Below are 24,293 nucleotides of genomic sequence, written 5' to 3'. Positions count from 1 at the left end.
CTGCCGAGCCATTTGCCTGCGTCCGACGTGTACTGTTCAGCTTCCATATCGTGGAGATCAGTTGATGATTTACGAAGGTAAAGCCATCACGGTTAAAGCTCTTGAAAGTGGCATCGTCGAATTGAAATTCGACCTCAAGGGTGAGTCCGTCAACAAGTTCAACCGTCTTACCCTGAACGAACTGCGTCAGGCCGTAGACACCATCAAGGCAGATGCTTCGATCAAGGGCGTGATCGTCAGCAGTGGCAAGGACGTCTTCATCGTCGGCGCCGACATCACCGAATTTGTCGACAACTTCAAGCTGCCGGATGCCGAGCTGGTTGCTGGCAATCTCGAAGCCAACAAGATCTTCAGCGATTTCGAAGACCTCAACGTTCCGACCGTCGCCGCGATCAACGGCATCGCCCTGGGTGGCGGCCTGGAAATGTGCCTGGCAGCGGACTACCGCGTCATGTCGACCAAGGCCAAGATCGGTCTGCCGGAAGTCAAACTGGGCATCTACCCGGGCTTCGGCGGTACCGTGCGTCTGCCGCGCCTGATCGGTGCCGACAACGCCATCGAGTGGATTGCCGCCGGCAAGGAAAACCGTCCTGAAGACGCGCTGAAAGTCGGCGCTGTCGATGCCGTGGTTGCTCCTGAAAAATTGCAGGATGCCGCCCTTGAGCTGATCAAGCGCGCCGTCTCCGGCGAGTTCGACTACAAGGCCAAGCGCCAGCCGAAGCTGGAAAAGCTCAAGCTGAACGCGATTGAACAAATGATGGCTTTCGAAACCGCCAAAGGTTTCGTGGCTGGCCAGGCTGGCCCGAACTACCCGGCCCCGGTCGAAGCGATCAAGACCATCCAGAAAGCCGCGAACTTCGGTCGTGACAAGGCGCTGGAAGTCGAAGCCGCAGGTTTCGTGAAACTGGCCAAGACTTCTGCCGCGCAGAGCTTGATCGGTCTGTTCCTGAACGATCAGGAACTGAAGAAAAAGGCCAAGGCCTACGACGAAATCGCCAAAGATGTGAAGCAGGCTGCCGTACTGGGCGCCGGCATCATGGGTGGCGGTATCGCCTATCAGTCGGCCTCCAAAGGTACGCCGATCCTGATGAAGGACATCAACGAGCACGGCATCGAGCAAGGTCTGGCTGAAGCCGCCAAGCTGCTGGTCGGCCGCGTTGATAAAGGCCGCATGACCGCCGCGAAAATGGCTGAAGTGCTCAACGGCATTCGTCCGACCCTGTCCTACGGCGATTTCGGTCACGTCGACCTGGTCGTTGAAGCCGTGGTCGAGAATCCGAAGGTCAAGCAAGCCGTTCTGGCGGAAGTCGAAGACAAGGTCAAAGAGGACACCATCCTCGCGTCCAACACCTCGACCATTTCCATCAGCCTGCTGGCCAAGGCCCTCAAGCGTCCGGAAAACTTCGTCGGCATGCACTTCTTCAACCCGGTGCACATGATGCCGCTGGTGGAAGTGATCCGTGGCGAGAAGTCCAGCGAGCTGGCCATCGCCACCACCGTTGCTTACGCCAAGAAAATGGGCAAGAACCCGATCGTCGTCAACGACTGCCCGGGCTTCCTGGTCAACCGCGTACTGTTCCCGTACTTCGGCGGATTCGCCAAGCTGGTCAGCGCCGGTGTGGACTTCGTCCGTATCGACAAGATCATGGAAAAATTCGGCTGGCCGATGGGCCCGGCGTACCTGATGGACGTGGTCGGCATCGACACCGGCCACCACGGTCGTGAAGTGATGGCTGAAGGCTTCCCGGACCGCATGAAGGACGACCGTCGTTCGGCCATCGACGTGCTTTACGAAGCCAAGCGTCTGGGTCAGAAGAACGGCAAGGGCTTCTATGCCTACGAGGCCGACAAGAAAGGCAAGCAGAAGAAAGTTGCCGACCCGTCGGTACTGGAAGTGCTCAAGCCGATCGTCTACGAGCAGCGCGAAGTCACTGACGAAGACATCATCAACTGGATGATGATCCCGCTGTGCCTGGAAACCGTGCGTTGCCTGGAAGACGGCATCGTCGAAACCGCCGCCGAAGCCGACATGGGTCTGGTCTACGGTATTGGTTTCCCTCCATTCCGTGGCGGTGCGCTGCGCTACATCGACTCGATCGGTGTTGCCGAGTTCGTTGCCCTGGCCGACCAGTACGCTGATTTGGGCGCGCTGTACCACCCGACCGCGAAGCTGCGCGAAATGGCCAAGAACGGCCAGAGCTTCTTCGGTTAAGCGCCCCCAACTAGAGTGAGAGTGAACTTATGAACTTGAATCCTAGAGACGTCGTGATTGTCGACTTCGGTCGTACTCCGATGGGCCGCTCCAAGGGCGGCATGCACCGCAACACCCGCGCCGAAGACATGTCGGCGCACCTGATCAGCAAACTGCTGGAACGCAACACCAAGGTCGATCCTGCCGAAGTCGAGGACGTGATCTGGGGCTGTGTGAACCAGACCCTCGAACAAGGCTGGAACATCGCGCGCATGGCGTCGCTGATGACCCAGATCCCGCACACCTCGGCCGGCCAGACCGTCAGCCGTCTGTGTGGCTCGTCGATGAGCGCGCTGCACACTGCTGCGCAAGCGATCATGACCGGTAACGGTGACGTGTTCGTGGTTGGCGGCGTCGAGCATATGGGTCACGTAAGCATGATGCACGGTGTCGATCCGAACCCGCACATGTCCCTGTACGCGGCTAAAGCCTCGGGCATGATGGGCCTGACCGCTGAAATGCTGGGCAAAATGCACGGCATCACTCGCGAACAGCAGGACGCCTTTGGCGTGCGTTCCCACCAGTTGGCCCACAAGGCGACTGTGGAAGGCAAGTTCAAGGACGAAATCATCCCGATGCAGGGTTACGACGAGAACGGTTTCCTGAAAACCTTCGATTACGACGAAACCATTCGTCCGGAAACCACCCTGGAAAGTCTGGCGGCTCTGAAGCCGGCGTTCAATCCAAAGGGCGGCACCGTGACAGCCGGTACTTCGTCGCAGATCACCGATGGTGCTTCGTGCATGATCGTGATGTCGGCGCAGCGTGCACAGGACCTGGGCATCCAGCCTCTGGCGGTGATTCGCTCGATGGCGGTAGCGGGTGTGGACCCGGCCATCATGGGCTATGGTCCGGTACCGGCTACTCAGAAAGCACTGAAACGTGCCGGCCTGGGTATCAACGATATCGACTTCTTCGAGCTCAACGAAGCGTTCGCCGCACAGGCCCTGCCAGTGCTGAAAGACCTGAAAGTGCTCGACAAGATGAATGAGAAGGTTAACCTGCACGGCGGCGCGATCGCCCTGGGTCACCCGTTCGGTTGCTCCGGTGCCCGTATTTCCGGCACGTTGCTGAACGTGATGAAGCAGAATGGCGGCACCTTCGGGGTGGCCACCATGTGCATTGGCCTCGGCCAAGGCATCTCCACCGTCTTCGAACGCGTTTAAGCGTCTCGTCGATGGAAGCCGGGGCCAAGTGCCCCGGTTTTTGTTTTTTGCGGATTTATTTTTGTTTTTATTTTGAAAAAATTTGAGTGAGGGCCGAAGCATGCCGATACAACCTGGGCTCTACCAACATTACAAAGGTCCGCAGTACCGCGTATTCAGTGTCGCGCGGCATTCCGAGACCGAAGAAGAAGTGGTCTTTTACCAAGCCCTGTATGGCGATTACGGCTTCTGGGTACGTCCCTTGAGCATGTTCCTGGAGTCCGTCGAGGTTGACGGGGAGCAGGTCCCACGCTTTGCTTTGGTGCAAGCCGAACCGAGCCTTTTTTCGAAGCCGTAAGGCGAGTGCGCGCAAAACCCTGCGCTTGACCTCACCTTGTAGCCACTATATATAGCGGTGCCGCGTCAGGCGCCAACCGCCTTTCACTTCTAGAATTCAGGAATTTTCTGATCCATGGGCAAATCGCTGGTCATTGTGGAATCCCCGGCTAAGGCCAAGACCATCAACAAGTATCTGGGCAACCAATACGTGGTGAAGTCGAGTATCGGCCATATCCGAGACCTGCCCACCAGCGGTTCGGCTAGCGCCAGCAAGGAGCCTGCCGCCAAGCGCGGCAAGGCTGCTGCGGGCGAAGCGCCAGCGCTGTCGCCGAAAGAGAAGGCGCGCAAGCAGCTGGTCTCGCGCATGGGTGTCGATCCCGAACATGGCTGGAAAGCCAAGTACGAGATCCTCCCGGGCAAGGAAAAGGTCATCGAAGAGCTGCGCCGGCTCGCCAAGGATGCTGACACCATCTATCTCGCAACCGACTTGGATCGCGAGGGGGAAGCCATTGCCTGGCACCTGCGCGAAGCCATCGGTGGTGACGACAGCCGCTACAAGCGCGTGGTGTTCAACGAAATCACCAAGAAGGCGATTCAGGAAGCCTTCTCGGAGCCTGGCGAACTCGACATCGATCGAGTGAACGCGCAGCAGGCCCGTCGTTTCCTCGATCGCGTCGTTGGCTACATGGTCTCGCCGCTGCTGTGGGCGAAGATCGCCCGTGGCCTGTCCGCCGGTCGCGTGCAATCGGTTGCCGTGAAACTGGTGGTCGAGCGTGAGCGTGAGATTCGCGCGTTCAACCCGGAAGAGTACTGGGAAGTGCACGCCGATCTCGGCACCGCCAAAGGCTCGACCGTGCGTTTCGAAGTCGCTCGCGAGAAAGGCGAAGCTTTCAAGCCGCTGAACGAAGCGCAGGCTACGGCTGCCCTGGAGAAGCTCAAGTCCTCCAGCTACAGCATCGTCAAGCGTGAAGACAAACCGACCAGCAGTAAGCCGTCGGCACCGTTCATCACTTCCACACTGCAACAGGCCGCGAGTAACCGCCTGGGCTTCGGTGTGAAGAAAACCATGATGATGGCCCAGCGTCTCTACGAAGCTGGCTACATCACTTATATGCGTACCGACTCGACCAATCTCTCGGCTGATGCCGTGGCGATGGCGCGCGATTACATCGAAACCGAGTTCGGCAAGAAGTACCTGCCGGAATCGCCGAACGTCTACAGCAGCAAAGAAGGCGCGCAAGAGGCTCACGAAGCGATTCGTCCTTCCGACGCCAACACCACGCCCGCCAAGCTGGCCGGCATGGAACGCGACGCTGAGCGCCTCTACGAGCTGATCTGGCGCCAGTTCCTGGCTTGCCAGATGCTGCCGGCGCAATACCTGTCGACCACTGTCAGCGTCGCTGCCGGCGACTTCGAGCTGCGCGCCAAGGGCCGCATCCTGAAGTTCGACGGTTACACCCGCGTGCTGCCGCAAATCACCAAGCCTGGCGACGATGATGTTTTGCCGGACATGGCGCAGGGCGACGTGATGAAGCTGATCAAGCTCGATCCGTCCCAGCACTTCACCAAGCCGCCGGCACGTTATTCGGAAGCCAGCCTGGTGAAGGAAATGGAAAAGCGCGGCATCGGTCGTCCTTCGACTTACGCAGCAATTATCTCGACCATTCAGGATCGCGGCTACGTGACCCTGCACAACCGTCGTTTCTATTCGGAAAAGATGGGCGACATCGTTACCGAGCGTCTGTCGGAAAGCTTCTCGAATCTCATGGACTACGGCTTCACCGCCGGCATGGAAGAGAATCTCGATGACGTGGCCCAGGGCGAACGCGACTGGAAAAACGTGCTGGACGAGTTCTACGGCGACTTCAAGAAAAAACTTGAAGTGGCGGAGAATCCGGAGGCCGGCATGCGTGCCAATCAGCCGGTGATGACCGATATTCCGTGCACCACTTGCGGCCGTCCAATGCAGATCCGTACTGCATCGACCGGCGTGTTCCTCGGCTGCTCAGGCTACAGCCTGCCGCCGAAAGAACGCTGCAAGGCCACCGTCAATCTGGTGCCGGGCGATGAAATCGCGGCGGACGATGAGGGTGAGTCGGAATCCTTGGTACTGCGTGGCAAGCATCGCTGCCCGATCTGCAGCACGGCGATGGACGCCTACCTGCTCGACGAGAAGCGCAAGCTGCACATCTGCGGTAACAACCCGGATTGCGCCGGCTACGAAATCGAAGAAGGCAGCTATCGCATCAAGGGCTACGAAGGTCCGAGCCTGGAATGCGACAAGTGCGGCAGCGAGATGCAGCTCAAGACCGGCCGTTTCGGCAAGTTCTTCGGTTGCACCAACCCGACGTGCAAGAACACCCGCAAGCTGCTGAAGAGCGGTGATGCGGCGCCGCCGAAGATGGATCCGGTGAAGATGCCTGAGCTGAAATGCGAAAAGGTCAACGACACCTACATCCTGCGTGACGGTGCGTCCGGTCTGTTCCTGGCCGCCAGCCAGTTCCCGAAAAACCGCGAGACCCGTGCTCCGCTGGTGATCGAGATTCTGCCGCACAAGGACGAGATTGATCCGAAGTACCACTTCCTGTGTGAAGCGCCGCAGAAGGATCCGGATGGCCTGCCAGCCGTGATCCGCTACAGCCGCAAGACCAAGGAGCAATACGTTCAGACCGAAGTCGACGGCAAGCCGACTGGCTGGAAAGCGTTCTTTGACGGTGGTAAGTGGACAGTTGAGGACAAGCGTCCGGCAAAAGCCAAGGCTTGAGAAAGTGCTGATCTGAAGGTGCCCTGACTGGGCATCTTCAACACAAAAGGCCGCATGACAACCTTCGGGTTTTCATGCGGCCTTTTTGTTTAATGCTTGCGGTCGGATCGGCTGATCCATGACACTGTCCGGCCTGTGTGAAGCAATTATTTCGTTGTGGAGAGTGCCGACATGGCCCACGAACTCTATACCCGTACCAATCAGAAGATCTATTTCGCGGGTTTGTCGCTGGAAGCGCTGGCCAGGGCCGAAGAGGGGCGGGCGATGAACTCGCTGGCGCTGATTCAGGCCGGGCGCGAATCCGCACTGTTTCATCTCTACGGTGCGTTGTTGGGGCTGTGTCATGAAATCGCCGGCTTCTATCGTCTGCCACAGGCCAATGCGTCGCGGGCGGAAACCCTGCTGACCCGCGAAGTGCTGGAGTCCATTGCCATTCCGGAGCTGGCGGAGATGATCGAGCTGGCAGGCAATCCTGAGACATGGCTGGCTAAATTGCTGGCCGCGCACTCGGCGCTGTTTCAGCCACCACGGGTGCCACACAAGCCGAAGGGCGATGTGACGCAGCCGTTGATTCTGGCCGTGAATCTGGATGAAGAAGAGACGGTCGAAGAGTTGAGCCGCGAAGAACTCGAGAGCTGGCGGCAGAACCTCAAGGGCCTGGCGATCCGTTTCCGTGAAGGCTTGAACGAGTGCTGAGGAGTTCTGGACTGGCGGCGACGAGAGGCGTGCTGCTGGTCAAGATCCCGAGCGAAGCCTGAATGATGTCTATATAATCCCTGCCTTTCGTGGAGAACAGACCTATATGCCAACGTCCTTTCTAGAAATTGTCGAGCTACCAGACGGCCGAATCGAACTGCGCAGGGCCGAGGACGAGGGTTCTCTGGTGACTCTGGATTTCTCCGAGGATGCCAAGGCGTTTCTGCAGGGCCAGCACGTTGAAATTGCCAAAGCCATGTTGAGCGTCGGCGTGCAAATGGCGGGGCGTATGGTTGAAGGCGAATTCGATAAGGATGAGGGGCCGCGGGTTCTTCATTGATCCGCTGTCTGTCAGTTACTGCTCCAGATCGGCTTCTCTATCCCTGGAGAAGCCCTGCGCTTTACATGGCGCGCATTGTTGCTGAATCACCCCAAACGAATGTTCAGGCTTTGAGCGTCCCCGGTGCGGGCGGCGCTGACCAGCTGTTGCCGTGCCCCTGCGCTCAGTGGGTTCAGCCACGTGACGACCGTGTGGCTACGACCTAGCCGTAATGCCTCGCAGGCCAGTTGCTGAGCGCTTTGAGCGCCGCGCGGTTGTAACAGCAGGATGCGTTCGCGATTCAATCCTGCGTCCCGCAGCCAGGTCTGGGTCAGGCTGGCAGGCGGTGCAATCAGGGTCAGCCAGCGTGCGTCCTGATCCTCGCTCAGTTCGCGAAGAATCGGCGCGAGCAGGCTCAGGCAGTTCCCGGTCGCGCCGCGCAGTGACAGCTCGCTGAACGCTTCAGGTTCGGTATTCCACGGACGCTCGACGACATCTTTGAGGATGGGGGCGAGGGGCTGCGCCAGAAATGCCTCGAACAACGGCAGTTGTGTTTGCTGAGGTACGTGTGGGAACTGCATAAAGCCTCCTTTAGCGGCGGATGACGCCGACACTCAAGCCTTCGATGACCAGTTCCTGGTCTTTCAGGTTGACTTCGATAGGGGCGAACTCAGGGTTTTCGGCAATCAGCCAGACTTTGCTGCCGTCACGCTTGAAGCGTTTGACGGTGACTTCGTCGCCAATCCGCGCAACCACGATCTGACCGTTGCGTGCCTCGCGGGTGGTGTGAACCGCCAGCAAGTCGCCGTCGAAAATACCGATGTCCTTCATGCTCATGCCGTGGACGCGCAACAGGTAGTCGGCGCGCGGATGAAAGAAGGCCGGATTGATGTTGCAGGACTCTTCGATGTGTTGCTGAGCGAGAATCGGCGCGCCGGCAGCCACTCGACCGATGATCGGCAGGGTGGATTCGTCGACCTTGGCTTCGAAGCCAGGGATGCGAATGCCGCGAGAAGCACCGGGAGTCATTTCGATCGCGCCTTTGCGGGCGAGCGCCTTGAGGTGTTCTTCGGCCGCGTTGGGCGACTTGAAACCCAGTTCCTGAGCGATTTCCGCACGGGTCGGCGGGTAGCCGTTGTCTTCGAGGCAGCGTTTGATAAAGGCCAGAATCTCGGCTTGGCGTGGCGTCAGCTTAAGCATATTGATCGCTCTGTCTTTTTATACAGTGACTGGGATTATATACAGTGAAGCGGTCTTGGCAATGATCGTTTTTTGCCATGCCGCCGGACGGTCAGTGACGACGCTGATTAATGTGGCGTCCTTGTTGTGGTTAAATAACTGACCGACCATTCCCAAAACGAACTGGCAGGCTTGACAAGGCATAGGCTGAAACGTATGTTTCAAACAAGTGTTTGTCAGGCGGAGTAGCCATGGCCCAGTCGGAAACCGTTGAACGCATTCTTGATGCTGCAGAACAGCTGTTCGCGGAAAAAGGTTTCGCTGAAACCTCATTGCGTCTGATCACCAGCAAGGCAGGGGTCAACCTCGCTGCGGTGAACTATCACTTCGGCTCGAAGAAGGCGCTGATCCAGGCGGTTTTCTCGCGCTTCCTCGGTCCGTTCTGCATCAGCCTCGACAAAGAGCTGGAGCGCCGCCAGGCCAAGCCAGAGAACAAGCCTTCGCTTGAAGAGCTGCTGGAAATCCTCGTCGAGCAAGCATTGGTGGTACAACCCCGCAGCGGCAACGATCTGTCGATCTTCATGCGCTTGCTCGGTCTGGCCTTCAGTCAGAGCCAGGGCCACTTGCGCCGTTATCTGGAAGACATGTACGGCAAGGTTTTCCGTCGCTACATGCTCTTGGTGAACGAAGCCGCCCCGCGCATTCCTCCGATCGAACTGTTCTGGCGCGTGCACTTCATGCTCGGTGCCGCAGCATTCAGCATGTCGGGTATCAAGGCCCTGCGCGCGATTGCCGAGACCGACTTCGGCGTCAACACCTCCATCGAGCAGGTGATGCGTCTGATGGTGCCGTTCCTGGCAGCCGGCATGCGTGCCGAAACCGGCGTCACCGACACGGCCATGGCCACCGCGCAGTTGCGACCACGCAGCAAATCCGCGCCGGCACCTGCCAAGGTTTAACCGTCCATGGGTGGGCGCGGCAGCTGACATCCGCTAAGCTAGCCGCCCATGTCGACTCTCGTTCTGAACCCGTTTCTCATTGAAATCACCGACCCGCCGGGCAATACCCCAGGCGGTGATTCCGTGGGCGACGGGTTTTTCGTTTTCAAGGAATTTCTATGACTGCTGGCCTGCAAGGCTCGTTGATGGTGGACGTCGCCGGTACCTGGCTGACGGCCGAAGATCGCCAATTGTTGCGCCAGCCCGAAGTGGGCGGCCTGATCATCTTTGCCCGTAACATCGAGCATCCGCGCCAGGTGCGTGAGCTGAGCGCGGCGATCCGTGCCATTCGTCCGGACCTGCTGCTGGCGGTGGACCAGGAGGGTGGTCGCGTCCAGCGTTTGCGTCAGGGCTTCGTGCGTCTGCCAGCCATGCGCTCCATCGCTGACAACCCGAACGCCGAGTATCTGGCCGAGCAATGCGGCTGGATCATGGCCACCGAAGTGCTGGCGGTCGGACTCGACCTGAGCTTCGCGCCGGTGCTGGATCTGGATTACCAGCGCAGCGCCGTTGTCGGCACCCGCTCGTTTGAAGGTGACCCGGAGCGCGCCGCGCTACTCGCCGGTGCTTTCATCAAAGGCATGAACAGCGCCGGCATGGCCGCCACCGGCAAGCATTTCCCCGGCCACGGCTGGGCGGAAGCCGACTCTCACGTCGCGATCCCCAACGACGAGCGCAGCCTCGAAGAGATCCGCGCCAACGACCTCGTGCCGTTCGCCAGACTCTGCAAACAACTGGCCGCCGTCATGCCGGCCCACGTGATCTATCCGCAAGTTGATGCGCAGCCCGCCGGTTTCTCCCGGCGCTGGTTGCAGGACATCCTGCGCGGTGAGCTGCAGTTCGATGGTGTGATTTTCAGCGATGACCTGTCGATGGCCGGCGCGCACGTGGTTGGCGACGCCGCCAGCCGTATCGAAGCGGCACTCAGTGCCGGTTGTGACATGGGCCTGGTGTGCAACGACCGAGCAGCCGCCGAACTGGCCCTGAGCGCCGCGCAACGCATGAAGGTCAAGCCGTCGCCACGCATCGCGCGCATGCGCGGTCAGGCGTTCGCCAACACCGAATACCGTCAGGATCCGCGCTGGCTGACCGCTGTCGGCGCGCTCAAAGACACTCAACTGATCGATTAAGGATTTTTCGCTATGACGGTTTACGCAATCATCGGCGGCACTGGCCTGACCCAGCTGGAAGGCCTGAGCATTCGTCAGTCGCTGGCGGTGGATACGCCTTATGGCGCGCCATCGGCCGAGGTTCAGATTGGCGAATACGCCGGCAAGGAAGTGCTGTTCCTCGCTCGCCACGGTCACCCGCATCGCTTCCCGCCGCACAAGGTCAACTACCGCGCCAACCTGTGGGCGTTGAAGCAGGCCGGGGCCGAAGCGATCATCGCGGTCAACGCCGTGGGTGGGATTCATCCTGCAATGGGCACCGGACATTTCTGCGTGCCGCATCAGATCGTGGACTACACCAGCGGTCGCGAGCACACCTATTTCGCCGATGATCTGGAACATGTCACACACATCGACTTCAGCTTTCCCTACAGCGAACCGCTGCGTCAGCAATTGATTGCTGCGTTGGCCGCCGAAGGTTGCGAGTATAGCGATCAGGGCGTTTACGCCTGCACCCAGGGTCCGCGTCTGGAAACCGTGGCCGAAATCGTGCGTCTGGAGCGTGACGGTTGCGACATCGTCGGCATGACCGGCATGCCGGAAGCGGCGCTGGCCCGTGAGCTGGATCTGGATTACGCCTGTCTGTCGCTGGTGGTGAACCCGGCGGCGGGCAAGACCACTGAAGTGATCACCATGGCCGAGATCGAGCAGGCGTTGCATGACGGCATGGGCAAGGTGAAGTCGACGTTGGCGCGCGTACTCAAGGGCTGAGTCTGGCTCGAAACCGAGTCGAACCTTTCGCGGGCAAGCCCGCTCTCACAGAGGTCACGCTAAACCTGTGGGAGCGGGCTTGCCCGCGAATCGATCTGATAGCCGACGAAGATCTCAGCGCTTTTCAAACTTGTCCGGCAACGGCGCAAACAACGCCTCGATATCATCACTCTGCAATTTCCAGTCCCCGGCCTTGCGCCCATCCAGCACGCCGGCCGCCAGGTCGGACTTTTCCTTCTGCAGATGCTGAATCTTCTCCTCGACCGTGCCCCGGGCAATCATCTTGTAGACGAACACCGGCTTCTCCTGGCCAATGCGATACGCGCGGTCGGTTGCCTGATTCTCGGTCGCCGGGTTCCACCACGGATCGTAGTGAATCACCGTGTCCGCTTCCGTCAGGTTCAGACCCACGCCGCCAGCCTTCAGGCTGATGAGAAAGATCTGACGCTTGCCGCTCTGGAATTCCTTCACCGGTGTACGCCGATCACGGGTCTGTCCCGTCAACAGCGCATACGCGACATTGCGTTTTTTCAGCTCGTCCTCGATCAGTGTCAGCATCGAAGTGAATTGCGAGAACAGCAGAATCCGTCGGCCTTCCTCAAACAACTCCTCGAGCATTTCCATCAGGCTGTCGAGCTTGCCTGAGGTGCTGCCGCGAGCGGGCAGGGTGGCGTCGTTGACCAGGCGCAAATCGCAGCAGACTTGCCGCAGCTTGAGCAGCGCCTCGAGAATGATGATCTGACTGCGCGCCACGCCTTTGCGGGTGATCTCGTCGCGAACCTTCTTATCCATGGCCAGGCGCATGGTTTCGTATACGTCGCGCTGGGCCTCGTTGAGTTCGACCCAATGGATGATCTCGGTTTTCGGCGGCAGCTCGGTCGCAACCTGTTCCTTGGTGCGGCGCAGCAGGAACGGTTTGATCCGGCCGTTGAGGTGCTGAAGTCTGACTTCGCTCGCGCGCTTTTCGATCGGCACACGGTAATCGGCGTTGAAGCTTTTGACGTCGCCGAGCCATCCGGGTAGCAAGAAGTGAAACAGCGACCACAGTTCGCCCAGGTGATTTTCCATCGGCGTGCCGCTCAGGCACAGGCGCTGACGAGCATTGAGCTCACGGGCAGCCTGGGCGGCTTTGCTGTTCGGGTTCTTGATGTACTGCGCCTCATCCAGCACCAATACATGCAACGGCTGCTGAGCCAGGCGCTCGACATCCTTGGGCAGCAGCGCATAAGTGGTGAGGATCAGGTCGTATTCGGCCAGATGCTCGAAATGTTTTTTACGGCTGGCACCGTACAGGGCGACGACCTTGAGCTGCGGCGTAAAGTGCGCCGCTTCGTCGAGCCAGTTGGGAATCAGGCTGGTAGGCATCACCACCATGCACGGCCGATCCAGACGCCCGGCGTTTTTCTCGCTGAGAATATGCGCCAGTGTCTGTAAGGTTTTGCCCAGGCCCATGTCGTCCGCGAGAATCCCGCCGACCTCAAGTTGCCGCAGCGACTGCATCCAGCTCAAGCCTTCGAGCTGATAAGGACGCAGCGTCGCATTCAGTCCCTTCGGTGCTTTGGCGCTGTAATCGCGGATATCACGCAGGCGCTGGGCGAAGCTGCGAATCTGCTCGCCACCCTCCCACAGCAGCGGGATGCCTTCCAGCGAATTCAGGCGCGTGGCGTCGGCCTTGCTCAGGCGCAAGGTGGTTTCGCCCGGCTCTTGTAGATAGAACTCGCCAAGGGTCGCCAGCACCGGTTTCAGCCGGCCGAGGGGCAGGGCGACTTGCAACGGCCCGTGCTCGCTGTTGCGTTGCGGGATGTTCACCAGAATCAGTTCATCGTCGCGACGGCGGGCGAGACGTTCCGGGTTGAGGATTTCCGTGTGCGAGCGCATCAGATTGAGCAGGATCGGCAGCAGGCTCAGCCGCTCACCGTTGACGATGATCCCCAGCTCCAGATCGAACCAGTCGCGTTCCGGCGTCTGCTCGACGGTGGCGTACCAGTCGTCGACGGCGGTCAGGTCGAAACCGAACTCATCGTCGACCAGCAGCTCCCAGCCTTGAGTGCGCAGCTTCGGCAGATCGTTGAGGGTGAAGGTCAGCCAGGCGCTGTCGTTGACCATCTCATAGAGTTCGCCGGCGCTTTCCGGCAGGGCCTTACTCTGGCGGGTGGCGATGCGGAAACCGAGAATTCGCAGCTGCTCGCGGTAGCTCTGTTCGACGTCCGGGTGACGTTTGACCCGCAGGGTCTGGGCTTCCTGGCGAATCAGAATGTCACTGTTCTTCTGGCCGCTGACGTATTCGTCGAGGTAGCTGAATGACAGCGCCGCACGGTGCTGGATGTAACGCTGCATCTTGCCGTTGCGCGGTTCGAAGGCGCTGAACTCGACACTCGCCAGCCACAGGCGCGGTACCGGCTGCACGTTGTCCACCAATACTTGTGGCGGCGCCTTCGGACTACGGTTTTCCAGCACGGCCTGGAGTTTTTCCAGCAGTTCGGCGTCTTTGGCGGCGGCGGGGTATTCGAGGGTTTCCTGCACTTGCAGCAGCACCGCCGCGCAATGTTTGCAGTTGCTGTGTACCGGGCAGGTGCAGGTGGCGTCGACCATCAGCAGCGTGCCTTTGGCTGACTCGCGCAAGTGAATCGTCTGACGGTAGACGTTACCGCCAGAGCCTTCGCAACTGGCGGTAATGGTCGCGTCGCCGACCTGCACGAATCGCACCCGGTTTTCCAGCGCGTAGCGGCGGCCACGCTCAAGGCTTTGTTCCTTGAATCGGCTGACCCAGGAGGAGGCCAGCGGTTTACTCAGTGGCGGGGGCATAAGGACTTCGATCAGTCCGGAACGACTTCAGGCGCTTCCCGAGGCGCGGGCGCCGTCAGTGAAGTGATCTTGATCAGCAGGGCCAGGTGGCCGTTATCGAGGTAGTTGAGTTGGCCGTTCTTGGTGTGGCTGTCCTGTTTCAGGCGCTCGCTGGCGGTGACCATGCCGTTGGCGTCAATCTGGTTGACCCAGAAGTCGGCATTCACGTCGGTGAAGCGCCCGAGCTTCATTTCAATCGTGCCTTCGATCGGGAACTGGCCGAACTGCTCCTGACCTTCGCTGACCGCAACTTTGGCTGGCGTCTCGCCCAGTGTCTGCTGCCAGGCTTTGTGCATCAGCACGCTGTACTCGCCGCTGGCGGTGAGTTTGGTCACAACATCGTTCAGCGCCGGGGTGCGTTTGCTGTCATCGCCCAAGCGTTGGGCGCCGGCCGCCCAGTCCTCCGGTGCGGCGCGGCTGACAATTGCCGGCACGGCGTTCTGGCGTACCAGAATCATTTCGACCTGATACAGGTCATCGGCAAACGCCGTCGGTGCTACCAGAGTCAGTAGCAAGGTCAATGAGCGAAACAGGCGCATGCGGCGTCCTTCAAGCAGTTTTCGGGATGAGGCGCTCGAACAGCGCCTCCACAGTATTAAAGCGCTCTTCCGGGCGCTCCATCGGCACCTGGAACTTGAACATCGTGGCGCCTTCGAATTTGTAGCGTTTTGGCTGGCTCTGGATCAGTTTGATCAGGGTCATCGGATCGACCGGCGTCTGCGCCGCGAACTCGATACGCCCACCTTGCGGGCCACCATCGACTTTCTTGATGCCCAGCTGCTCGGCCTGCAACTTCAGCGCCGTGATGCGCACCAGATTTTTGGTCGGCTCCGGCAGCAGGCCGAAGCGGTCGATCATCTCGACTTGCAGATCCTTCAGGCCTTCCTCGTCGGTGGCCGAAGCGATGCGCTTGTACAGGATCAGGCGTGCATGCACGTCCGGCAGATAATCTTCCGGAATCAGCGCCGGCACCCGCAGATTGACTTCCGGGCCACCGCCGAGCGGTTGGTCGAGGTTCGGTTGTTCGCCCTTGCGGATCGACTTCACCGCGCGCTCGAGCATCTCCATGTAAAGCGTGAAGCCGACCGCCTGAATCTGACCGCTCTGACCGTCGCCCAGCAGTTCGCCAGCGCCACGGATTTCCAGGTCGTTGGTGGCCAGCACGAAGCCCGCACCCAGATCCTGAGTATTGGCAATCGCCTCCAGGCGTTTTTCCGCATCGCCGGTGATTTGCTGGCGCGGCGGGGTCAGCAGGTAGGCGTAAGCCTGGTGGTGGCTACGACCAACGCGACCGCGCAACTGGTGCAATTGCGCCAGACCGAATTTGTCGGCACGCTCGATGATGATGGTGTTGGCGCTCGGCACGTCGATGCCGGTCTCGATGATGGTCGAGGCGATCAGTACGTTGAAGCGCTTGTGGTAGAAGTCGCTCATCACTTGTTCGAGTTCACGTTCGCGCATCTGCCCGTGGCCGATACCGATCCGCGCTTCCGGCACTAGTTCGGCCAGTTCGGCGGCGCATTTCTCGATGGTTTTCACGTCGTTGTGCAGGTAATAGACCTGACCACCGCGCAGCAGCTCACGCAGCAAGGCCTCTTTGACCGTGCTTTTGTTCTGCTCCATGACGAAGGTGCGCACCGACAGGCGTCGCGCCGGCGGCGTGGCGATGATCGACAGGTCGCGCATGCCCGATACCGCCATGTTCAGCGTGCGCGGAATCGGCGTGGCGGTCAGCGTAAGAATGTCGACTTCGCTGCGCAGGGCTTTGAGCTGTTCCTTTTGACGGACACCGAAGCGGTGTTCTTCGTCGATGATCACCAGCCCGAGGTTTTTGATCTTGACGTCATCCTGCAGCAACTTGTGGGTGCCGATGACGATGTCGATATTGCCTTCGGCCAGTTCGGCCACCGCAGCGTTCACTTCCTTGGCCGACTTGAAGCGGCTCATCACTTCCACGGTCACCGGCCAGTCGGCGAAGCGGTCGCGGAAGCTGTTGTAGTGCTGCTGGGCGAGCAGGGTGGTCGGCACCAGAATCGCGACTTGCTTGCCGCCGTGTACGGCGATGAACGCGGCACGCATGGCCACTTCGGTCTTGCCGAATCCGACGTCGCCGCAGACCAGTCGATCCATCGGTTTCGGCGCGAGCATGTCTTCGCGCACGGCTTCGATGGTGGATTGCTGGTCCGGGGTTTCTTCGAACGGGAAACCGGCGCTGAAGGTCGCGTAATCGGCCTTCGGATCGGCGAACGCATAACCTTCGCGGGCGGCGCGGCGGGCATAGATGTCGAGCAGTTCGGCAGCCACGTCGCGCACTTGCTCGGCGGCCTTGCGCTTGGCTTTCTGCCAGGTCTCGGAGCCGAGGCGGTGCAGCGGAGCCAACGCATCGTCGCTGCCGGTGTAACGGGCGATCAAATGCAGGTTGGCCACCGGCACGTAAAGCTTGGCGTTCTCGGCGTATTCGAGGGTCAGGAATTCGGCGGCCTGATTGTCGATTTCCAGAATCGTCAGGCCGAGATAGCGACCGACGCCGTGGTCGATGTGCACCACCGGCGCGCCTTCGCGCAGCTCGGTGAGGTTCTTGATCACCGCATCGTTGTTGGCGTCGGCGCGTTTTTCGCGGCGACGACGCTGCATCACGCGCTGGCCGAACAGCGGACTCTCCGCGACCAGTGCTAGCGCCGGGTCATCCAGCATCAGGCCTTCGTCGAGCGGGGCGATGGTGATCGCCAGGCGATCCTTGCTCGCGACGAAATCCGGCCAGCTGTCGACGGTTTTCGGGCGCAGCTTCAGGCGATCCAGCAACTCCAGCAGCACTTCGCGACGGCCCGCGGATTCGGCGGTGAACAGCACGCGACCCGGGAACTCGTCGAGGAAGGCCGAAAGCGCTGCCAGCGGCTGGGTGGCCTTGGCTTCGATCGCCAGGTTCGGCAAGGCCTGCGCCGGAAAGCGCTCACGACCGGCGCCGGATTCAACGTCCTGCTGACTGGCGACCACGCGCGGCCAGTTCTTCAGGCGGGCGAAACAGTCTTCCACCGGCAGGAACAGTTCGGCCGGTGGCAATAAAGGACGCGAAGGATCGACGCGACGCTCTTCATAACGGTTGCGCACATCGTTCCAGAAGTTTTCCGCCGCCTGCTCGATGCCCGGCAGCGAGAACACTTGCGTGTCCTGTGGCAGGTAATCGAACAGGGTCGAGGTTTCTTCGAAGAACAGCGGCAGGTAGTACTCGATACCGGCCGGTGTGATGCCGCTGCTCAGGTCCTGAAAGATCGGGCAGCGACGGAAGTCGACGTCGAAACGCTCGCGGAAACGCGCCTTGAAGCGGGTGACCGCGTCTTTCTGCAGCGGGAATTCCTTGGCCGGCAGCAGCTTGACCGAATCGACCTTGTCGATGGAACGCTGGTTTTCCGGATCAAAGGTACGCAGGGTTTCGATTTCGTCGTCGAACAGGTCGATGCGATAAGGCAGTTTGCTGCCCATCGGGAACAGGTCGATCAACGCGCCACGCACCGTGAACTCGCCGTGCTCGTAGACCGTGTCGACGTAGCGATAGCCACTGGCTTCGAGCCGCGAGCGCATTTGCTCGACATCGAGTTTCTGCCCGACGTCCAGCACCAGGCTGCTGCCGAGCAGGAACTTGGTCGGCGCCAGACGGTGCAGGGCGGTGGTGATGGGCACCACCAGCACGCCATGTTCCAGCTCCGGCAGTCTATAAAGGCTGGCGATGCGCTGGGAAATGATGTCCTGGTGCGGCGAAAACAGATCGTAGGGCAGGGTTTCCCAGTCGGGGAAATGCAGCACCGGCAAATCCGGGGCGAAGAAGCTCAGCTCCTGCTCCAGCCGTTCGGCACTCTGGCTGTCGGCGGTCAAAAGCAGCGTGAAGCGCTTGGCAGCGCTGGCAGCCTCGGCAATTGCCAGGCTCAGGGCGGCACCGGGGAGGTTGCCCCAGTGCTGTTTACCTGCCGCGGCAGGGAGAAGCGGTAGACGCAGAACAGGCACGGAAGGTTGAGCTCCAGGCGTTGCGACAAAGTCGGTAATTGTAGCGGCGTCCGGTGCCGCCTGTCAGTTGCAGGATGCGTCTATCTGCGCTGTTTGGGAAAAATGTAGTGGTAACCATAAAAACCAGCGCTTTTTTTACGGTTATGTAGTGCCAAATGTCAGTGGTGTTACGGAGGGTTACAGACATCGTCTAACAGTCGTCGAAAAACTGGCTGCGCTGGAAGCCCCGGTTTTACTGGGCTGGCGGGGAGCGTTATTTTTTTGGACGGATTTTTGTTACCGATTGCGCGACAAGCGCGCATTGCTACAAGAGGTTCTCGGCGGCATAATGTAGCCCCTTTTTTCTGCCCCTACATGTGGAAGGTTACCGTGACTCAGAAGCCCGACCAGTGTCTTGGTGAATGGATCGACCGTGAAGCACTCGCAGAAGCGATGATTCCGCTTATCGGTCAGCTCTACCGCAACAACAACGTGGTGAGCTCGATCTATGGCCGCAGCCTGATCAACCAGTCTGTCATCGCGATTCTCAAAGCTCACCGCTTTGCTCGCCACCGTTCTGCCGACGACAGCGAACTCTCCGTCCACGAAACATTCCCGCTGCTCAAGGCCATGAGCGAGCTCAAGCTCGGCGCGGCCTCGGTAGATCTGGGCAAGCTGGCGTACAAATTCCGCAACGAAGGCAACGGCCGCACCGCCGAGCAGTTCGTTCGCGAAGAAATGGCCGACGTGGTTGGCCAGCAAAACGCTTCGGCACGCAAAGGCACCGACGTTGTGCTGTACGGCTTCGGTCGTATCGGCCGTCTGCTGGCGCGTATCCTGATCGAGAAAACCGGTGGCGGCGACGGCCTGCGTCTGCGTGCCATCGTGGTGCGCAAGGGCGCCGAAAACGACCTGACCAAACGCGCCAGCCTGCTGCGTCGCGATTCGGTACACGGTTCGTTCAACGGCACCATCACCATCGACGAAGAAAACAACACCATCACCGCCAACGGCAACCTGATCCAGGTTATCTACGCGAAGAACCCTACCGAAGTGGATTACACCCAGTACGGCATCAAAGATGCGCTGCTGGTGGACAACACCGGTGTATGGCGTGATGCCGATGGCCTGGGTCAGCACTTGCAGTGCCCTGGTATCGACCGCGTTGTTCTGACCGCGCCTGGCAAAGGCAAGCTGAAGAACATCGTTCACGGTATCAACCACAACGAAATCACTGCTGACGACAAGATCGTGTCCGCCGCTTCCTGCACCACCAACGCCATCGTGCCGGTGCTGAAAGCCGTGAATGACAAGTTCGGCATCATCAACGGTCACGTCGAAACCGTTCACTCGTACACCAACGACCAGAACCTGATCGACAACTTCCACAAGGGCGATCGCCGTGGCCGTAGCGCCGCGCTGAACATGGTAATCACCGAGACCGGTGCTGCCACTGCTGCTGCCAAGGCCCTGCCTGAGCTGGCCGGCAAGCTGACCGGTAACGCGATCCGCGTTCCGACGCCGAACGTGTCGATGGCCATTCTCAACCTGAACCTTGAGAAAGCCGCCTCCCGTGAAGAGATGAACGAGTACCTGCGCTACATGGCGCTGCACTCCGATCTGCACAAGCAAATCGACTTCGTCAATTCGCAGGAAGTGGTTTCGACCGACTTCGTGGGCTCGCGCCACGCCGGTGTGGTCGACGCTGAAGCGACCATCGTTCAGGACAACCGCGTTGTTCTGTACGTCTGGTACGACAACGAGTTCGGTTACAGCTGCCAGGTGATCCGCGTGATGGAAGACATGGCCGGTGTAAACCCGCCAGCGTTCCCGCGCTAAGCCTTAGCTGCAAATGAAAACGCCCCGACTTAGGTCGGGGCGTTTTTGTTTGTGTGCGATTTGCCTTAGCGGGGGATAGCCGCTTGTGCCGTACGCAGCTCGTGCCTGTTGCCACGGAACAGCACCAGCGTGGCGATCAGGCCCAATACGGCTGCGCCGCTGAGCCAGATCCCCGGTGCCGCTTTGTTGTCCAGCACATGGATCAGATAAGTGCAGGCCGCCGGTGTAAAGCCACCGAAGGTTGCGGTCGCCAGGCTGTAGGCCAACGAGAAACCGGTCGTACGAACTTCCACCGGCATGATCTCGGTGAGCGCCACCACCATCGCCCCGTTGTACGAGCCGTACAGGAACGACAGCCACAACTCGACGATCAGCAAGTGACTGAAACTCGGATTCGCCACCAGCCACGACAACGCCGGATAAGCGGTCAGGATTGCCAGAATCGTCGCCGCCAACAACAGGGGTTTACGCCCGGCCTTGTCCGACACCGCGCCCATCACCGGCAGCCAGAAGAAGTTCGACAGACCGATGCATACGGTCACCAGCAACGCATCGAAGTCCGACAGGTGCAATTCCGCCTTGCCGAACGTCGGCGTGTAGGCGGTGATCAGGTAGAACGACACCGTCGTCATGACCACCAGCGCCATGCCGGCGATGACGATGCCAAAGTTCTGACCGATCGAGCGGACGATTTCCTGCAGGGTAGGGCGATGTTTGCGCGCCTGGAACTCCGGGGTTTCCTCCAGCGAGCGGCGGATGACGAAAATCACCGGGACGATCATGCAGCCGATCAGGAACGGCACGCGCCAGCCCCATTCGCCCATCTGTTCCGGGCTCAGCCAGTGGTTGAGGCCGACACCGAGCAGGCCGGCGAATACGACGGCCGCCTGCTGGCTGGCGGACTGCCAGCTGACGAAAAAGCCCTTGCGGCCCGGCGTGGCGATTTCCGCCAGATACACCGACACACCGCCCAATTCCACACCGGCCGAGAAACCTTGCAGCAATCGGCCGAACAGTACGATCAACGGCGCGGCGACCCCAAGGGTGGCGTAGCCCGGCACGCAGGCAATCAGCACGGTGCCGGCTGCCATCAGGGCCAACGTGATGATCAGGCCCTGGCGTCGGCCGTGACGGTCGATGTAGGCGCCGAGAAAAATCGCCCCCAGCGGACGCATCAGGAAACCTGCGCCGAACGTGGCCAAGGCGAGCATCAGGGAAGCGAAGGCGCTGTCGGTGGGAAAGAAGGTCTTGGCAATGGCTGTGGCGTAGAAGCCGTAGACCATGAAGTCGAACATCTCGAGAAAGTTGCCGCTGACAACGCGAAAAATCGCCTTGCCTTTGCCGGTCGTGGAAGACATGGGTAGGTACTCACTCTAAATCTTGTAAGAAAGCGTTGCGCTCGTAGCCCATAATGGCCGGCGCGGTTTTGCGGGGAGATGAAGAATTGTTAACTGGACGGTGGGGGATTCTCGTGCTGCTGGGCTGGGTTTTGGCCGGTTGCGGCAACGGCGATTCCCTCGAGACTTTCGGCGGCCCGACGATGGGCAGCACCTATTCGATCAAGTACGTGCGCCACGCCAATCTACCTGCCCCGCAGGAGGTGCGTGTCGAAGTGGAAAAAATCCTCGCGGACGTCGACCGGCAGATGTCGACTTACCGCGCAGACTCCGACATCTCGCGCTTCAATGCATTGCCGGCTGATCGCTGTCAGGTCATGCCCGCACCGATCCTTGAATTGATCCGCGTGGGCGAGCAGTTGTCGCAACAAAGCGAAGGCTCCTACGACCTCACGATAGAACCGCTGATGAATCTATGGGGTTTCGGCCCGCAGGGGCGTGAAGAAAAAGTCCCGGATGCCCCGGCGCTGGCCGAAGTGCGGCAGAAAGTCGGTCATCAGCACCTGCGCATCGACGGCGATCGCTTGTGCAAGGATGCGGCGGTCGAGGTGGACTTCAACAGCATCGCCGCCGGTTACGCGGTCGACACCATTGCCGCGCGGCTCGAGGCCCTGGGTATTCATGATTACCTTGCCGAAGCCACCGGCGAGCTCAAGGCGTCCGGCAAAAAGCTTGATGGTTCGCCATGGCGTATCGCTCTGGAGGAACCGCGTGACGATCAGCAAGTGGCAGAGCGTGTCATTAATGTCGATGGCTACGGTCTCTCCACCTCGGGTGACTACCGCAACTATTTTCAGCAGGATGGCCGGCGCTATTCCCACACCTTCGATGCCCGGACCGGTGCGCCCGTCCTACACGATCTGGCGTCGGTCACGGTAATTCATCCTTCAGCGCTGATGGCCGATGGACTATCGACGCTGTTGCTGATTCTCGGGCCTGAAAGGGCCTGGGACTATGCCGAAAAACACGACATTGGTGCATTCTTTGTAATTCGTGCCGATACAGGTTTCGTCACCCGCACCAGTCACGCTTTCGAACAGCTCAGTGGCGCAAAAGTTGACTGAGAACAGTACGAAAGCTGGCGTTGTAGTGCAGGCAAAAGTAGCCTACGACGCGACCAAGGGTTAATGTGCGCGGCGTTGACGCTTCTATAGACTGTGTCCGGGTTTTCTACTGGCCCCCAATTGTTCCTTCGCGCCGTCGTTCGGCGTGATTTAGCCGCCGGTGCTGCTGGCACCGCGGCCTGTTCTGAGGAGTACGCATGGCTGTCTACAACTACGACGTGGTGGTGCTGGGTTCCGGCCCGGCGGGAGAAGGCGCGGCAATGAACGCCGCCAAAGCAGGGCGCAAGGTGGCGATGGTCGACAGCCGTCGCCAGGTCGGCGGCAACTGCACCCACCTGGGCACCATCCCGTCCAAGGCCCTGCGTCACTCGGTGCGGCAGATCATGCAGTTCAACACCAACCCGATGTTCCGTGCGATCGGCGAGCCGCGCTGGTTCTCCTTTCCGGACGTGTTGAAAAGCGCCGAGAAAGTCATCTCCAAGCAAGTCGCTTCGCGTACCGGCTACTACGCCCGTAACCGCGTCGACGTGTTCTTCGGTACCGGCAGCTTCGCCGACGAGCAAACCATCGAAGTGGTCTGCGCCAACGGCGTGGTCGAGAAACTGGTGGCCAAGCACATCATCATCGCCACCGGTTCGCGTCCTTATCGCCCGGCGGACATCGATTTCCACCACCCGCGTATCTACGATAGCGACACCATCCTCAGCCTCGGCCACACCCCGCGCAAACTGATCGTTTACGGCGCCGGCGTGATCGGCTGTGAATACGCTTCGATCTTCAGCGGTCTGGGCGTGCTGGTCGAACTGGTGGACAACCGCGGTCAGCTGCTGAGCTTCCTCGACTCGGAAATCTCCCAGGCGTTGAGCTACCACTTCAGCAACAACAACATCACCGTGCGTCACAACGAAGAGTATGACCGGGTCGAAGGCGTGGACAACGGTGTGATCCTGCACCTGAAGTCCGGCAAGAAGATCAAGGCCGACGCCTTGCTCTGGTGCAACGGTCGTACCGGCAACACCGATCAGTTGGGTCTGGAAAACATCGGGGTCAAGGTCAACAGCCGTGGCCAGATCGAAGTCGACGAGAACTATCGCACCTGCGTGCAGAACATCTATGGCGCCGGTGACGTGATCGGCTGGCCGAGCCTGGCCAGTGCCGCCCACGACCAGGGTCGTTCGGCCGCTGGCAGCATTGTCGACAACGGCAGCTGGCGTTTCGTGAATGACGTGCCGACCGGCATCTACACCATTCCGGAGATCAGCTCGATCGGCAAGAACGAGCAGGAGCTGACCCAGGCCAAAGTGCCGTACGAAGTGGGCAAGGCGTTCTTCAAGAGCATGGCGCGTGCACAGATCGCCGGCGAGCCGCAAGGCATGCTGAAGATCCTGTTCCACCGTGAAACCCTGGAAGTGCTGGGCGTTCACTGCTTCGGCTATCAAGCGTCGGAGATCGTGCACATCGGTCAGGCGATCATGAACCAGCCGGGCGAACTGAACACGCTGAAGTACTTCGTCAACACCACGTTCAACTACCCGACCATGGCCGAAGCCTATCGGGTAGCGGCGTACGACGGCCTCAACCGGCTTTTTTGACGGGCTCC

18 protein-coding genes are annotated in these 24,293 nt (G+C 60.0%); 12 read left to right on the top strand and 6 right to left on the bottom strand.

The genetic code is table 11. The features are described 5' to 3' along the window. Positions 1-64 precede the first annotated feature (64 nt). The 6 genes from fadB (at position 65) to AC1RT4_RS16260 (ending at position 7,535) form a co-directional block, all read left to right on the top strand. On the top strand, positions 65-2,212 hold the full coding sequence (fadB, locus tag AC1RT4_RS16285) for a fatty acid oxidation complex subunit alpha FadB (RefSeq protein ID WP_493086299.1): 2,148 nt from the start codon (positions 65-67) through the stop codon (positions 2,210-2,212). A 29-nt stretch (positions 2,213-2,241) separates the two neighbouring features. Continuing rightward, the gene (gene fadA, locus AC1RT4_RS16280) at positions 2,242-3,417 is read left to right on the top strand and encodes an acetyl-CoA C-acyltransferase FadA (protein ID WP_493086297.1); all 1,176 of its coding nucleotides are present in this window, start codon (positions 2,242-2,244) and stop codon (positions 3,415-3,417) included. 100 nt (positions 3,418-3,517) lie between these two features. Further along, complete coding sequence (locus AC1RT4_RS16275) at positions 3,518-3,754, top strand: DUF1653 domain-containing protein (protein WP_007953059.1); 237 nt, start codon at positions 3,518-3,520, stop codon at positions 3,752-3,754. A gap of 114 nt (positions 3,755-3,868) precedes the next feature. Continuing rightward, positions 3,869-6,499 carry a type I DNA topoisomerase gene (topA, locus tag AC1RT4_RS16270; RefSeq protein ID WP_007953057.1) on the top strand — a complete coding sequence of 877 codons (2,631 nt, stop codon included), beginning with the start codon at positions 3,869-3,871 and terminating at the stop codon, positions 6,497-6,499. A 171-nt stretch (positions 6,500-6,670) separates the two neighbouring features. Next, on the top strand, positions 6,671-7,195 hold the full coding sequence (locus AC1RT4_RS16265) for a DUF6586 family protein (RefSeq protein ID WP_493086295.1): 525 nt from the start codon (positions 6,671-6,673) through the stop codon (positions 7,193-7,195). 106 nt (positions 7,196-7,301) lie between these two features. Beyond that, the gene (locus AC1RT4_RS16260; RefSeq protein WP_007953047.1) at positions 7,302-7,535 is read left to right on the top strand and encodes a hypothetical protein; all 234 of its coding nucleotides are present in this window, start codon (positions 7,302-7,304) and stop codon (positions 7,533-7,535) included. Between the two features lie 86 nt (positions 7,536-7,621). Here the strand turns inward: AC1RT4_RS16260 and sulA are convergent, their stop codons facing one another. Both sulA and lexA read right to left on the bottom strand, forming a co-directional pair. Further along, complete coding sequence (gene sulA, locus AC1RT4_RS16255) at positions 7,622-8,095, bottom strand: SOS-induced cell division inhibitor SulA (protein WP_493086293.1); 474 nt, start codon at positions 8,093-8,095, stop codon at positions 7,622-7,624. A gap of 10 nt (positions 8,096-8,105) precedes the next feature. Beyond that, positions 8,106-8,714 carry a transcriptional repressor LexA gene (lexA, locus tag AC1RT4_RS16250; RefSeq protein ID WP_007953044.1) on the bottom strand — a complete coding sequence of 203 codons (609 nt, stop codon included), beginning with the start codon at positions 8,712-8,714 and terminating at the stop codon, positions 8,106-8,108. A 230-nt stretch (positions 8,715-8,944) separates the two neighbouring features. On the opposite strand from lexA, the gene AC1RT4_RS16245 reads away from it, so the two are divergent. The 3 genes from AC1RT4_RS16245 to AC1RT4_RS16235 all read left to right on the top strand — a co-directional run bounded on the left by AC1RT4_RS16245 (position 8,945) and on the right by AC1RT4_RS16235 (position 11,571). Next, complete coding sequence (locus AC1RT4_RS16245; protein ID WP_007953037.1) at positions 8,945-9,652, top strand: TetR/AcrR family transcriptional regulator; 708 nt, start codon at positions 8,945-8,947, stop codon at positions 9,650-9,652. Positions 9,653-9,810: 158 nt separating this feature from the next. Beyond that, positions 9,811-10,821: a beta-N-acetylhexosaminidase gene (nagZ, locus tag AC1RT4_RS16240; RefSeq protein ID WP_493086290.1), complete on the top strand. Its 1,011-nt coding sequence runs from the start codon at positions 9,811-9,813 to the stop codon at positions 10,819-10,821. A gap of 12 nt (positions 10,822-10,833) precedes the next feature. Continuing rightward, positions 10,834-11,571: an S-methyl-5'-thioinosine phosphorylase gene (locus AC1RT4_RS16235; protein ID WP_007953033.1), complete on the top strand. Its 738-nt coding sequence runs from the start codon at positions 10,834-10,836 to the stop codon at positions 11,569-11,571. A gap of 114 nt (positions 11,572-11,685) precedes the next feature. Here AC1RT4_RS16235 and AC1RT4_RS16230 read toward each other — a convergent pair whose 3' ends face one another. Genes AC1RT4_RS16230 through mfd form a run of 3 tightly spaced genes read right to left on the bottom strand, consistent with a single transcriptional unit; the run spans position 11,686 to position 18,414 of the window. Then, the gene (locus AC1RT4_RS16230) at positions 11,686-14,376 is read right to left on the bottom strand and encodes an SNF2-related protein (protein ID WP_493086288.1); all 2,691 of its coding nucleotides are present in this window, start codon (positions 14,374-14,376) and stop codon (positions 11,686-11,688) included. An 11-nt stretch (positions 14,377-14,387) separates the two neighbouring features. Beyond that, the gene (locus AC1RT4_RS16225; RefSeq protein WP_007953029.1) at positions 14,388-14,954 is read right to left on the bottom strand and encodes a CsiV family protein; all 567 of its coding nucleotides are present in this window, start codon (positions 14,952-14,954) and stop codon (positions 14,388-14,390) included. Positions 14,955-14,964: 10 nt separating this feature from the next. Continuing rightward, on the bottom strand, positions 14,965-18,414 hold the full coding sequence (gene mfd / locus AC1RT4_RS16220) for a transcription-repair coupling factor (protein WP_493086286.1): 3,450 nt from the start codon (positions 18,412-18,414) through the stop codon (positions 14,965-14,967). Positions 18,415-18,768: 354 nt separating this feature from the next. On the opposite strand from mfd, the gene AC1RT4_RS16215 reads away from it, so the two are divergent. Then, a complete protein-coding gene (locus AC1RT4_RS16215; protein WP_007953026.1) occupies positions 18,769-20,232 on the top strand; it encodes a glyceraldehyde-3-phosphate dehydrogenase in 1,464 nt (487 codons plus the stop codon). A gap of 65 nt (positions 20,233-20,297) precedes the next feature. Here AC1RT4_RS16215 and AC1RT4_RS16210 read toward each other — a convergent pair whose 3' ends face one another. Then, a complete protein-coding gene (locus AC1RT4_RS16210) occupies positions 20,298-21,590 on the bottom strand; it encodes an MFS transporter (RefSeq protein ID WP_493086283.1) in 1,293 nt (430 codons plus the stop codon). Between the two features lie 53 nt (positions 21,591-21,643). On the opposite strand from AC1RT4_RS16210, the gene AC1RT4_RS16205 reads away from it, so the two are divergent. Further along, a complete protein-coding gene (locus AC1RT4_RS16205; RefSeq protein ID WP_493086281.1) occupies positions 21,644-22,693 on the top strand; it encodes an FAD:protein FMN transferase in 1,050 nt (349 codons plus the stop codon). Between the two features lie 197 nt (positions 22,694-22,890). Next, positions 22,891-24,285 carry a Si-specific NAD(P)(+) transhydrogenase gene (gene sthA / locus AC1RT4_RS16200; RefSeq protein ID WP_007953019.1) on the top strand — a complete coding sequence of 465 codons (1,395 nt, stop codon included), beginning with the start codon at positions 22,891-22,893 and terminating at the stop codon, positions 24,283-24,285. Positions 24,286-24,293 lie beyond the last annotated feature (8 nt).

The sequence above is a fragment of the Pseudomonas sp. GW821-FHT11D10 genome (assembly GCF_058808435.1).
This window is presented reverse-complemented; position numbering and strand designations above follow the sequence as displayed.

Bases quoted from the DNA above. Each gene is read 5' to 3' on its own strand.
- fadB (WP_493086299.1), top strand. From the start codon at position 65: ATGATTTACGAAGGTAAAGCCATCACGGTTAAAGCTCTTGAAAGTGGC.
- fadA (WP_493086297.1), top strand. From the start codon at position 2,242: ATGAACTTGAATCCTAGAGACGTCGTGATTGTCGACTTCGGTCGTACT.
- AC1RT4_RS16275 (WP_007953059.1), top strand. From the start codon at position 3,518: ATGCCGATACAACCTGGGCTCTACCAACATTACAAAGGTCCGCAGTAC.
- topA (WP_007953057.1), top strand. From the start codon at position 3,869: ATGGGCAAATCGCTGGTCATTGTGGAATCCCCGGCTAAGGCCAAGACC.
- AC1RT4_RS16265 (WP_493086295.1), top strand. From the start codon at position 6,671: ATGGCCCACGAACTCTATACCCGTACCAATCAGAAGATCTATTTCGCG.
- AC1RT4_RS16260 (WP_007953047.1), top strand. From the start codon at position 7,302: ATGCCAACGTCCTTTCTAGAAATTGTCGAGCTACCAGACGGCCGAATC.
- sulA (WP_493086293.1), bottom strand. From the start codon at position 8,095: ATGCAGTTCCCACACGTACCTCAGCAAACACAACTGCCGTTGTTCGAG.
- lexA (WP_007953044.1), bottom strand. From the start codon at position 8,714: ATGCTTAAGCTGACGCCACGCCAAGCCGAGATTCTGGCCTTTATCAAA.
- AC1RT4_RS16245 (WP_007953037.1), top strand. From the start codon at position 8,945: ATGGCCCAGTCGGAAACCGTTGAACGCATTCTTGATGCTGCAGAACAG.
- nagZ (WP_493086290.1), top strand. From the start codon at position 9,811: ATGACTGCTGGCCTGCAAGGCTCGTTGATGGTGGACGTCGCCGGTACC.
- AC1RT4_RS16235 (WP_007953033.1), top strand. From the start codon at position 10,834: ATGACGGTTTACGCAATCATCGGCGGCACTGGCCTGACCCAGCTGGAA.
- AC1RT4_RS16230 (WP_493086288.1), bottom strand. From the start codon at position 14,376: ATGCCCCCGCCACTGAGTAAACCGCTGGCCTCCTCCTGGGTCAGCCGA.
- AC1RT4_RS16225 (WP_007953029.1), bottom strand. From the start codon at position 14,954: ATGCGCCTGTTTCGCTCATTGACCTTGCTACTGACTCTGGTAGCACCG.
- AC1RT4_RS16215 (WP_007953026.1), top strand. From the start codon at position 18,769: ATGTGGAAGGTTACCGTGACTCAGAAGCCCGACCAGTGTCTTGGTGAA.
- AC1RT4_RS16210 (WP_493086283.1), bottom strand. From the start codon at position 21,590: ATGTCTTCCACGACCGGCAAAGGCAAGGCGATTTTTCGCGTTGTCAGC.
- AC1RT4_RS16205 (WP_493086281.1), top strand. From the start codon at position 21,644: ATGGCCGGCGCGGTTTTGCGGGGAGATGAAGAATTGTTAACTGGACGG.
- sthA (WP_007953019.1), top strand. From the start codon at position 22,891: ATGGCTGTCTACAACTACGACGTGGTGGTGCTGGGTTCCGGCCCGGCG.